The organism is Curtobacterium sp. CFBP9011 (assembly GCF_034045095.1).
Taxonomy (GTDB): Bacteria; Actinomycetota; Actinomycetes; order Actinomycetales; family Microbacteriaceae; genus Curtobacterium.
On record NZ_JAXCWN010000002.1, the window covers coordinates 459,339 to 471,122 of the forward strand.

The window sequence follows — 11,784 nt, forward strand, 5'->3', positions numbered from 1 at the left end:
GTCGGCGTCAGCCGCAGAACTCGTAGGGCGGTGTCGCCTGCTGTCCCACCCAGACCAGGGCGACGTGCTCGCCGTCCCGACCGAGCTGGAAGGTGATGTGGCGCGAGCCGGCGTCGATCGTCCACGTCGTCGGCACCGCGGCCTGCTCCCCCGATGACCCGATCGGCAGCGCCGCCAGGTCGGGGTGGGCTACTTTGAGCTCTGCGATACTGCTGCCGACCCCCGTGCCCGCCGAGGTCTCCGGTCCGGTGACCGACGTCGCAGTCGTCTGCGGACCGCCGATCTCGACGCCCGTGACCGTGCCGTCGCGGTCCTCGACGATGAGGCCCGGACTGGCCTCACGGTGCCAGAACGAGGTGGCCGGAGACGCGGGGCAACCGCTGGAGTCCCGCGTGTAGGCGGCGCGGAGGTCGTCGACCTCGGCGGAGGTGCTGCCCCCGAGGGCGATCGGGCCGACCTCGTCCCCGGAGATCGTCCACGTGTCGGGGTCGGACAGCGCGAAGGGGCTGCCTGACGCTGTCGGTGTCGGCGAGGTCGTCGGCGTGGGGGTCGCCCCCGTGTCCGACGACGTCGATGTGGGCGCCGTCGCCGTCGCCGTCACGGTCGCCGTCGGCGATGCGCTGTCCGACGCGCTCGGATCGACGGACGAGCAAGCGGTGGTCGACACGAGCGTGGCGACCACCGCCGCGATGCCCAGTCCTCGGACGGCACGGCGGAAGGCGGTCCGGTCGGTGATCGAGAAGTCCCCCATGTGGCCGACGGTACCCGCGGACCCTCAGTGGCGGCTTCGTTCGAGTCCTCGAAGCACGACACGCACTCTTCGCCCGGACTTCCCAGCACGACCGCCCACGCTGGGCCTGACGCGCCGCCCATCGGGGGGCGGACCCGCCGCGTCGGACGACGTCACGAGGAGTCTGCAGTGCACAACGACGGAACCGACACCTGTCCCCACCACATGGACGGCGAACTGCCGGCCGGAGGTGACCACCTCGGCGGGTCGTTCGGCGACGCGCCGACGCTCGAGAGCTGGTACCCGCAGCGCCTCCGGGTCGAGCTGCTGCACCGGAACGGCATCGACGCCGACCCGCTGGGTGCCGACTTCGACTACGCCGCCGCCTTCGCCACGATCGACCTCGACGAGCTCAAGCGCGAGATCACCACGCTGCTGACGACGTCGGTCGACTGGTGGCCGGCCGACTACGGCAACTACGGCCCGCAGATGGTCCGGATGGCCTGGCACGCGGCCGGCACCTACCGCATCGCCGACGGCCGCGGTGGCGCCGGGACGGCCATGCAGCGCTTCGCCCCGATCGGCAGCTGGTGGGACAACGGCAACACCGACAAGTCCCGGCGGCTGCTGCAGCCGATCAAGCGGAAGTACGGCAACGCCCTGTCCTGGGCGGACCTGATGGTGCTGACCGGCAACTGCTCGCTGGAGCTGATGGGACTGCCCACCTACGGCTTCGGCGGCGGACGGCTGGACGCGTGGGAGCCCGACGACGGCACCTGGTGGGGCCCCGAGGTGTGGGACCCGCACCAGGCACACCAGGGCGACGACATGGTCTCCCGTGACGAGCGGTGGACCGGACAGAACGGTGACGCCGACTACGACCTGCAGAGCCCGCTCGCCGCGTCGCACCAGGCACTCATCTACGTGAACCCCGAGGGACCGTACGCGAACGGCGACCCGATGGGCTCGGCTCGTGACATCCGCATCACCTTCACGCGGATGGCGATGAACGACGAGGAGACCGTCGCGCTCATCGCCGGCGGGCACGCGTTCGGCAAGAGCCACGGCCAGGTGCCCGCGGCGGACATCGGCCCCTCGCCCGAGCTCGCGCCGATCGAGTCGATGGGCCTCGGCTGGCACAACCCGGTCGGCACCGGCAACGGGCAGTACACCTCCACGAACGGCATCGAGGGCAGCTGGACCCCGAACCCGACGCAGTGGGACAACACCTACCTGGAGAACCTGTTCCGGTACGACTTCGAGCAGACGAAGAGCCCGGCCGGTGCGCTGCAGTGGACCCCGACCGACCCGGACGCCCCGAAGACGCCCGACGCGCACGTGCCCGGGCAGATGAACCCCCTGATGATGATGACCTCGGACATCGCACTGAAGGTCGACCCGGCTTACCGGGAGGTCTGCGAGCGCTTCCTCGCCGACTTCGACCTCTTCACGCTCGCGTTCTCGAAGGCCTGGTACAAGCTGACGCACCGCGACATGGGGCCGAAGCACCGCTACCTCGGCCCGGAGGTCACGATCGCCGACGACCTGCTCTGGCAGGACCCGCTGCCCGAGACCGAGGGCGCCCCCCTCGACGCGTCCGACCTCGCGGCGCTGCAGCAGGCGACGCTCGCCACCGGTCAGTCCGTCTCCGACCTCGTCTTCACGGCGTTCTCGGCGGCCTCGACCTACCGCGACAGTGACAAGCGCGGTGGTGCGAACGGCGGCCGCCTTGCCCTGGCGCCGCAGAAGGACTGGGCGGTGAACCGTCGCACGGTCCCCGTGATCGCCGCCCTGCGCGAGGTGCAGGCGGACTTCGCCCGGACCTCCGGCAAGCAGGTGTCCCTGGCCGACCTCATCGTCCTGGGCGGCTGCGCGGCGGTCGAGCAGGCCGCACGGGCCGCCGGTACGGAGACGAGCGTGCCGTTCACCCCCGGCCGCGTCGACACCACCCAGGAGCTCACCGACATCGAGATGTTCGAGTGGCTCCGACCGGTCGCGGACGGGTTCCGGAACTTCCTGTCGCCGCGCTTCGCCGAGTTCGCGCCCGGGGTCGCCCCCGAGTCCGCGTTCCTGGACAAGGCGAACCTGCTCACGCTCACCGCTCCGGAGTGGACCGTGCTCACCGCCGGACTCCGCTCCCTCGGCGCGAACTGGGACGGCTCGGACACCGGGGTGCTCACCGACCGGGTCGGCGTCCTCAGCACCGACTGGTTCGTGCACCTCACCGACACGGACCTCGACTGGACGCCGGACGACGAGTCGGAGACGACCTTCACCGGCCGGACGAAGGCCACCGGCGAGGCCCGCTTCACCGCCACCCGGCACGACCTGCTGTTCGGCTCGAACGCGCAGCTGCGGTCGATCGTCGACGCCTACGCGGGTGCCGACGGCCAGGAGCGCTTCGTCCGCGACTTCGTCCACGTCTGGGACAAGGTCATGATGCTCGACCGCTTCGACGTCAAGGGGCACCGCCGGTACGGGCCGATGGCGGCCTGACCGCGTCGGGTCGCGGACGCGACCACCTGACGGACGGGAGGCCCGGTGCCAGCTGGTACCGGGCCTCCCGTCCGTCGTCGGTGCGGGCGACCGAGACCGATCCGACGGGTGACGTGGGCGGGCAGTCGTGCCACGCTGGAGGGCATGACGACCGACCTGGTGGAGTTCGGGGTGGGGGCGGCGTGACCGCGACGGACGGACGGCGGGCGACCGGGCTGCGTGTGAGCCGGGCGCTCATCGCGGGTGCGGCCCTGTCGTGGGTGCCGTCACTGGTGGTGGTGCTCGTGCGGACGACCTGGACCGGAGCGCCGACGCGGATCCCGGTGCACTGGTCGGGAGCCGGCGCCGACCAGTGGGGCTCGGCGTCGTCGCTGTTCTGGACGCTGCTCGTGCCGGGGTTGGCCGGCGCGGTCCTCTGCTCGGTGCTCGCCGTACCGCTGTCGTCCGACGTCAGCCGCCTCGGCGCCGCCGGGGTCCTGGGCGGCATCACCGCCGGGACCGGAGCGATCACGACCGTGTGGGTCGCGGCACTGCTGAGCGCCGCACGTGCGCCGGCACCGTTCCTCGTCGTGCTGGGTGCGCTCGTCTGGGGCGGGGTCGTCTTCGGCGTGTGTCTGCTGCGGGGCGCGGGCAGGTCGTCCTCGGACGCGACGGGGGCCGATGGCTCGGAGCCGTCCCCGGCTACCAGTTGCGACGTGCCGGGCCCTCGCTGAGCACTGACGTCGCTCGGGCCGCCGTCACGCAGCCGGCTGTCGGCGCGCGACGTCGACCGTGTCGAGGACCGCGAGGAACCGGCGGCGACGTCGGTCCTGCACGAGCGCAGTGACGACCGCGGCGACGACGAGCCCGACGGCGACGACGAAGAGGAGGATGGTGAAGCTCTCCACCTCGGTGCCGCCGAGCATCCGGGCCACCTGGTTCATCCCGATCGAGAGCCCGAGGCCGGCGTTCTGCACCGCATCGACCACGATGCTGTCCCGCGACCCGCGGGCGTACTCCTCCGCCACGCGCCGGTCATCCTCGGTCAGTCCGTCGACGGACCCGCGCCGCACCGCCCGACGCAGCCGACGGATTGCCTGGACGTCCCCGAAGCGCCGCCCGTTGGACCAGCTCGTCCCGAGCGACGCCCGCAGCGTGAACGCCGTGACCACGACGGCGAGGCCGGCGATCGAGAACCCGAACGCCACCGATCGCCAGTCGAACCCGGCGGCCAGGCTGATGAGCAGGCTCCCCAGGACGGCGGCGCTCAGTCCGACCACGAGCAGGCGGGTGACGACGACCCGCATCACCAGGCGTCCGTCCCCGTTCGTCACGCTGTGCACGGTGCCCCCTCGGCCTCGGTCGTCCGAGCCTACGCAGTGTCCGGCACGGCAGTCCCTCACCGGGTGGCGCAGGAGCCCGGTGCTCCTTCGTGGCGGAGCAGACGATGGGTGCATCTGGTCGCAACGGAGCCAGAAAACACGAAAACCCCCGGTTTCCCGGGGGTCTTCGTTCTGTGGGCGATACTGGGATCGAACCAGTGACCTCTTCCGTGTCAGGGAAGCGCGCTACCGCTGCGCCAATCGCCCAGATGAGTTCCGCCGGAGCGGACTGGAGGTGGGGACGGGATTCGAACCCGCGTGGACGGCTTTGCAGGCCGCTGCCTCGCCTCTCGGCCACCCCACCATCAAGGTCCACGTCTGGCGTAGTACCCGATCGGTGGGATACCTCTTCTGGAGAGTTGCTGTCTTCCGGAGAAGACAGGCACCTCGAGCGGATGACGAGATTCGAACTCGCGACCCTCACCTTGGCAAGGTGATGCGCTACCACTGCGCCACATCCGCATGGTCTGACCTGAGTCACACCGGTGTTGTCCGACCCGCTCTCGCGGCGACTCGTAAACTGTACCCAGTTCACGCTGTTTCTCCAAAACCCGTTCCGTTCACCGGGCGTGTCCCCCGGGTTCATGCGGATCGGCGGGGTCTCCACGGGCCTCCAGGCCGCCCGCCCGGCCAGCGACGCGCGCGACAGACGGACGGTGTTCCGACCACGGCCGGACATCCGCTACTATCGATCCGCACGCAAGTGCGACGGGCGATTGGCGCAGTTGGTAGCGCGCTTCGTTCACACCGAAGAGGTCATCAGTTCGAGTCTGGTATCGCCCACGTGCCCGTTCCGGGCAGTCGAAACACCCGAAGAGCCCGACGCCACCGCGTCGGGCTCTTCGCATCCCGGCACCCGTGCCACAGCGAACCGTCCGACCACCAGGGGCAGCATGACCGACGTCGACCTCGAGTTCGCCCGGGTCCGCCAGGTACTCGACCGTCCGACGCTCCGACTGATGTCGCGTCCGACGAGCGCCGCGGTCGTCTCGGTCTTCCGCACGGTGTTCGACCGCGACGTGCAGTACGTGCCGGCCGACCGGATGCACCTGCAGGTCGAGGAGCACGTCGCCCGGCTGCAGGCCACGGGGGCGCGGGTGCCGGCGAGCGACTCCACGACCGGTGACCTGCCGGCCGGCGAGGCCCCACGTCCGAACGGCCGGTCGCTCTGCCGCGAGTGGGTGGCCGCGCAGTGGCTGGTGCGCTCGAACTCCCCCGACGGCGACGAGCAGTACAGCCTGACGAGCCACGCCCTCGAAGCACTGAGCCTGATCGACGCGCTGTCGTCCGAGCGCGCGCTCATCAGCGAGAGCCGCCTGGCGATGATCGTCGACGCCGTGCACCGCTGGGCCGCCCGTGCCGAACCCGACCGGGACACCCAGGTCCGCCGGCTCGACGCCCAGATCGCCGAGCTGCAGGCCGAACGCGACCGCCTGGCCCGCGGCGACGAGGTCGTCACGGTCGACGAGGACCGGATGCGCGACGGCTACACGAACATCACCGACCTGATCCGCCAGCTGCCGAGCGACTTCAAGCGCGTCGAGGAAGCGGTGGCGACGATGCACCGCGAGATCGTCGAGGACTTCCGACAAGAGGTCCGCCCGATCGGCGAGATCCTCGACGACTACCTCGCCCGCACCGACAACCTGATGGAGTCGACCCCCGAGGGCCGGGCGTTCCAGGGAGCGTTCGAGCTGCTGCGTGACGACGCCCTGCTCCTCCGGCTCCGCGACGACATCACCACGATCCTCGAGCACCCGTTCGCGGGCTCACTCAGCCCGACCGAACGTCGGACCTTCCGCGGGACGGTCGGCATCCTCCGTCAGGGCATCGAGGACGTCCTCGCCCAGCGCCGGATGCTCACGGCCACGCTCCGCGACCAGATCGTCGCCCACGACGTCGTGCGCGACCGCGAACTCGACGCCGTGCTCCGGTCCGTCAACCGCGGCCTGGCTGCCTGGATGGACGCCGGCTCGGCGCGCGACCGCGTCCCGCTCGGACTGCTGCCGCCGTCCGCCGCGGTCGGCACGCTCCGCGAACGGTTCTACGACCCGGACGCCGAGTCCGTGCCACCACCGATCGAGGAACCGGACGACGACGTGTTCGAGGACCTCGACGTCGAGTCACTCCGCCGCCACGGCGGTCCGCTGCTCGCCGAGCTGCGCGACGTCCTGGCGCACGCTGCGACCGGCTCCAGCGTCGAGGCCTTCCACGCGCTGCCCGCCGAGCAGCGCCGGCCCGTCGAGCTCTTCGGACTCGCCCACCTGCTCACCGGACACGACGACTTCGAGGCGGGCACGGCCTCCGCCCCGCACCACACGGTCCGGCCCGACGGCGAGCCGGTCACCTTCCACATGCCCACCGCCGCCCTCGCCCCGGCGGGCGACGCACCGCACCACGACGACGAACCCGGCCAGGAGGCACGGTGAGCGACACGACGCCAGCACCCGTCCACGACGAGGTCACCTCGGTCGACGACGGACTCGACGACGCGACCGGTGCGTACGAGCACGCGGCCGAGTCCGAGTCTGAGTCCGAGTCCGAGCGGGACGAGAGCACCTTCGCGCTGTTCGAGGGCGACGAGGGTCGCCTCGACGAACCGCAGCGCCGCGCCCTGGTCGCGCTGCTGCGCCACCCCTACGTCAGCGCCCGGACGCACAGCGACGAGTGGCGCGCCGTCCTGGACGCCGAACACCAGCTGCGGTCGCGGCTCAACGACCTGTTCCTCGAACTGCACGTCGACCGGGACCGCGAGGTCGCCTTCAAGCGCCAGGCCCGGTCCGAGAGCACCCGACGCGGCTTCCCGACCCTGCTCCGTGACGCCCCGTACACCCGCGAGGAGACGATCGTCCTCGTCTACCTGCGGATGCGCCTGCGTGCCGACGCCCGACCAGGGCCCGACCAGGTCGTCGTGGACCGGGCCGAGATCCTCGGACACGTCTCCGGGTTCCGGCCGGCGACCGCGACCGACCGCACCCGCGACGAGGCCCGCGTGGCCAAGGCGATCGAGCGGCTGGTGACGGCCCGGGTGCTGTTGAAGACCACCGACCCGGACCGCTTCCGGATCGCGAGCGTCATCGAGGTCCTCCTGCCCCTCGAGCGACTGGTCGAGCTCGACCGGTGGCTGACGAGCACGGCGCTGCGGAACGCGACCACCGACGGGGGTGCGGCGACCGACGGGGGCGATCCGGGCCTCCCGGCCAGCGAGGACGACACCGACGTCGAGACCGACACCGACGCCGAGCCGGACACCGGGACCGACCCCGACGACACCGAGGAGGACCGCGCGTGAGCACCGTCGACATCGACACCACGGGCATCCCCGCCCTGTTCGACACCGTCGCGCAGTGGCGCGCCGAGTCCATGCAGGTCGTCAACTGGGGCGGCTTCCAGGGCCACCGCCAGGTCGAGCTCTCCGGCACGGCGACGCTCATCTCCGGTGCCTCCGGAACCGGCAAGTCGACGCTGATGGACGCCTACCTGGCGGTCATGATGCCGTCCGACGTGCCGTTCAACGGCGCCTCGAACGACGCGACGACCGGGCGTGCCCGGAGCGCCGACCAGCGGAACCTGCTGACCTACCTGCGCGGCAAGGTCGACACCCGGCGGGACCCGGAGACCGGCGCGCTCAAGGACGTCACGCTCCGCGGCGACGAGCAGACCACGTGGGGCGCCGTCGCCGTCACGTTCCGGAACGACGACGAGCGGCGGTTCACCGTCCTCCGCGCCTACATCGTGCCGCGCCGTGCCCGCGGTGTGGCGGACATCCAGATGACCATGGCGACCGTCGACGACGTGTTCGACCTGCGTCGGCTCGAGGACTTCGTGCCCTCCCGATTCGCGCACCTGGAGCTCACCGGCCGGATCCCGGGGCTCGTGATCCGTGACACCTACCAGGAGCTCGCGTACACGCTGCAGACCCGGCTGGGCATCGGCGACTCCGGTGGCGGCAACCGGGCGATGCGCCTGCTCGCCCGGATCCAGGCCGGGCAGCACATGCCGACCGTCGACGCCCTCTACAAGTCCCTCGTCCTCGAGACCCCCGGCACGTACGAGGCGGCCGATCGTGCCCTCGCGCACTTCGCCGCCCTCGACGAGGCGTACGAGGCGATGGACACCGAGGAGCGCAAGGTCCGCATCCTCTCCCCCATCACCGAGCTGCACGACGAGATCGAACGCTCCCGTGCGGCCGCGGCGGCCCTCGACGGCATCGCGACCGGCGCCGACGTCTCCCCCTTCGCGCACTGGACGGCGTCGCGGAAGCGGGAGCTGCTCGACCTGGAGGTCGAACGGAACACCCGTGAGCGCACCGCCACGCGCGCCGAGGTCGAGGCAGCCTCGGCCCGGCACGCCGCGGTGGAGGTCGAACTGCGGGACGCCGAGGCCCGGCTGCGCGACTCCGGCGGCAACGCGCTGGCGCAGCTGGAGGACCGCATCGACCGCGGCACCCGGGAACGCGCCGCCGTCGCCCGCACCCGCGAGGTCTTCGACGAGCGCACCGCCCCCCTCGGCGAACCGCTGAGCACCGAGGCCGAGTTCACCGAGGCGCAGCGTGCCAGCCACGAGTTCCTCGGCACCTACGGCGCCCGTCGCGACGACCTGGACAGCCGTCGCGACGCGCTCACCCGCGAGGAGTACCCGCTCCTCGACCGCGAGCGGACCCTGCGCCAGGAGCGCCGGTCGCTCGAGCACCGTCAGGGCGCCATGCCGCTGCCGATGCACGAGGCCCGCGTCGCGATGGCCCGGGCCGCCGGCCTCGACCCCGCCGACGTCCCCTTCGTCGCCGAACTGCTCGACGTGCTGCCCGCCGAGGAACAGTGGCGCGCCGCGATCGAGTCCGTGCTCGCCCCGGTCGCCCGCACCCTGCTCGTCGACGAGGACCGCCTCGACGACTTCAGCGCCGCCATCGACTCCCTGCGCCTGCCGGTCCGCGTGCAGTTCGAGGGGGTCCCGATGGGGCCACACCTCGACCTGCCGGGTGACAGCTCGATGGTCTCGGGCAAGCTCGCGATCAAACCCTCCCCGTTCAGCACCTGGGTCCGGGAGCGCATCGAGTCCGACCGGATCGACGCCCGCTGCGTCGAGGACGCCGCCGACCTGGGTGGTGGTGGCCGCCGTGTCACCGCCGCCGGGCAGCTCCGCGACGGCCGCCGCGGCGCCCACGGCGACCGTCGCCAGGCGAACGTCATCGGCTTCACGAACGAGTCACGGGTCCGCTCCGTCGAGACCGAGCTCGCCGAGATCGCCGCGGACCTCACCGCCCTGGAGGCCCGCCGCACCGACATCGCGCAGGACCTGGCCGCCCTCGACGCGCTCCGCACCGCCCACCAGCACCGCGTGGACGTCACCTGGGACGCCGTCGACGTGGCCGGCGCCGACGCGTCGCTCACCCGCCTGGAGGACGAGCGGCGGGCCCTCCTCGCCGCCGACGACGGGCTGCGGACGCTCCGCGAGTCGGTCGCCCGCCTGCGTTCGGCACTCGACGAGGCCGCCGACCGCCGCTCCGCCGCACGCCTGAGCGTCAAGCGGCTCGAGGAACGCCACGCGGTGCTCGTCGACGGCCAGGACGCCGCCAGCGAGATCCTCGAGCGTTTCACCGACGCTCCCGAGCGGCTGCCGGACGAGCAACAGGAACGCCTGCTCGCCGAGGCCTTCGACGAGGTCGGGGCCCCGGACGGCGTGGACGGCTTCGACGACGCGACCAAACGCCTCCGGAGGCGACTCGAGGAGCGGCTGTCGCAGGCCCTCGACGGCGCCGCGACCGCCTCGGTGGCGCTCACCACGACGTTCGAGCGCTACCAGGACGCGTGGGCGGACCCGAACCTCGGCACCGGGGTGGCGTCGTACCCGGACTACCGGGCGATCCTCGACCAGATCGTCGCCACGGGCCTCCACGCCCGACGCAGCGAGTGGCGTCGCCGGTTGTCGCAGTGGAGCGGCGAGGACCTCGTGCCGCTCTCCGGTGCCTTCGACCGCGCGGTCGTGGAGATCGAGGAGCGGCTCGAGCCGGTCAACGAGATCCTGCGCGACCTGCCGTTCGGCGCCAACCGGGACCGGCTGAAGATCGTGATCCGCCGGGTCACCCGCGAGGACGTCACCCAGTTCCGCAAGGAGCTCCGCGCCCTGTCCGCGTCGGTCGACACCGAGCTGACCGACGACGTCCTCGAGACCCGGTTCCGACGCCTGCGCCGGTTCATGGCCGTCATCCGCCCCGACCCGGAGTCCCCGCGCGGCCGGACGACGCAGCGGGACGCCGTCCTCGACGTCCGGCGACACATGGAGATCACGGCCGTGCGGTACGACACCGCTGGCGACGACCTCGGCGTGTACTCGTCGCTCGGCGACAAGTCCGGTGGGGAGACGCAGGAGCTCGTGGCGTTCATCGTCGGCGCGGCGCTGCGGTACCAGCTCGGCGACGAGACCCGGCCCCGCCCGCGGTTCGCCCCGGTGTTCCTCGACGAGGCGTTCATCAAGGCCGACTCGGAGTTCGCCGGGCGTGCCGTGACGGCGTGGTTGCGGCTCGGGTTCCAGCTCGTGGTCAGTGCGCCGCTCGACAAGGTCACGGCCCTGGAGCCGTCGATGGAGCGGCTGCTGTCGATGCGGAAGCACCCGGACACCGGGTACTCGTCCGTGACGGAGATCCGGCGGGACTGAGCGCGGGGCCGGGTTCCGGCCGTGTCTCTGCCGGTACTGCCGGGTCGCTGCCGGTTCGTTCGCGGGGCTCCGGCGGTAGGGTCGTGGCGTGTTCGGACGTCGCACTCCCCGCCCTGCTGCCCACGACGACTCCGTCGGGGCGGTGCCGTCGGACGTCCCGGTGCTCGGCATCGGTGCCGTCGTCCGGGTGGTCCCGTCGGACCGCGGCGACCAGTGGGCGGACGACCCGATCGGGCTGATCGTCGCTCCGGGAGGCGCGCAGCTCGCCGGGTACGCCGGCGCCGGTGTGCGCGTGGCCTGGGTCGTCGAGTTCGACGAGCCCGCCTACACGACGGACGGCCGCGGCCCGTTCGAGCGCGCGACCGTCCCGAGTCGTCAGTTGGTGCCGGTCCCGATGGAGCCGGAGACCGTGGACGCCGGAGCGTCCTGAGCGGTCAGTACTCTTCGGAGCCGGACTTCATCATGGCGGCGAAGGCCAGGCAGGTCCCGAAGCCGCCGAGGACGCCGATGCCGATGATGATGCCTGCGATGAGCTCGAGCATG

8 protein-coding genes and 4 tRNA genes are annotated in these 11,784 nt (G+C 71.9%); 7 read left to right on the forward strand and 5 right to left on the reverse strand.

The window, feature by feature from the left end:
• Positions 1-7: 7 nt before the first annotated feature.
• Positions 8-751, reverse strand: a complete 744-nt coding sequence (locus SOM35_RS06405) for a hypothetical protein (protein WP_320514772.1) — start codon at positions 749-751, stop codon at positions 8-10.
• 168 nt (positions 752-919) lie between these two features.
• Here SOM35_RS06405 and katG point away from each other — a divergent pair, with 168 nt between their 5' ends.
• Complete coding sequence (gene katG / locus SOM35_RS06410; protein ID WP_320514773.1) at positions 920-3,226, forward strand: catalase/peroxidase HPI; 2,307 nt, start codon at positions 920-922, stop codon at positions 3,224-3,226.
• Positions 3,227-3,408: 182 nt separating this feature from the next.
• Positions 3,409-3,939, forward strand: a complete 531-nt coding sequence (locus SOM35_RS06415; RefSeq protein WP_320514774.1) for a hypothetical protein — start codon at positions 3,409-3,411, stop codon at positions 3,937-3,939.
• 24 nt (positions 3,940-3,963) lie between these two features.
• Here the strand turns inward: SOM35_RS06415 and SOM35_RS06420 are convergent, their stop codons facing one another.
• The 4 genes from SOM35_RS06420 to SOM35_RS06435 form a co-directional block, all read right to left on the reverse strand.
• On the reverse strand, positions 3,964-4,539 hold the full coding sequence (locus SOM35_RS06420; protein ID WP_320514775.1) for a hypothetical protein: 576 nt from the start codon (positions 4,537-4,539) through the stop codon (positions 3,964-3,966).
• A 183-nt stretch (positions 4,540-4,722) separates the two neighbouring features.
• A tRNA-Val gene (locus SOM35_RS06425) sits at positions 4,723-4,794 on the reverse strand.
• Between the two features lie 23 nt (positions 4,795-4,817).
• Positions 4,818-4,891, reverse strand: a tRNA-Cys gene (locus SOM35_RS06430).
• Between the two features lie 86 nt (positions 4,892-4,977).
• A tRNA-Gly gene (locus SOM35_RS06435) sits at positions 4,978-5,049 on the reverse strand.
• Positions 5,050-5,297: 248 nt separating this feature from the next.
• Here SOM35_RS06435 and SOM35_RS06440 point away from each other — a divergent pair.
• From SOM35_RS06440 to SOM35_RS06460, 5 genes are all read left to right on the forward strand, one after another.
• A tRNA-Val gene (locus SOM35_RS06440) sits at positions 5,298-5,370 on the forward strand.
• Between the two features lie 110 nt (positions 5,371-5,480).
• A complete protein-coding gene (locus SOM35_RS06445) occupies positions 5,481-7,016 on the forward strand; it encodes a DUF3375 family protein (RefSeq protein WP_253463026.1) in 1,536 nt (511 codons plus the stop codon).
• Positions 7,013-7,879, forward strand: coding sequence for a DUF4194 domain-containing protein (locus tag SOM35_RS06450; protein ID WP_320514776.1), 867 nt, complete (start codon positions 7,013-7,015; stop codon positions 7,877-7,879). The genes SOM35_RS06445 and SOM35_RS06450 overlap by 4 nt, the downstream gene beginning before the upstream one ends.
• The gene (locus SOM35_RS06455) at positions 7,876-11,241 is read left to right on the forward strand and encodes an ATP-binding protein (protein WP_320514777.1); all 3,366 of its coding nucleotides are present in this window, start codon (positions 7,876-7,878) and stop codon (positions 11,239-11,241) included. The genes SOM35_RS06450 and SOM35_RS06455 overlap by 4 nt, the downstream gene beginning before the upstream one ends.
• Before the next feature lie 88 nt (positions 11,242-11,329).
• Positions 11,330-11,671, forward strand: coding sequence for a hypothetical protein (locus tag SOM35_RS06460; RefSeq protein WP_320514778.1), 342 nt, complete (start codon positions 11,330-11,332; stop codon positions 11,669-11,671).
• Positions 11,672-11,784 lie beyond the last annotated feature (113 nt).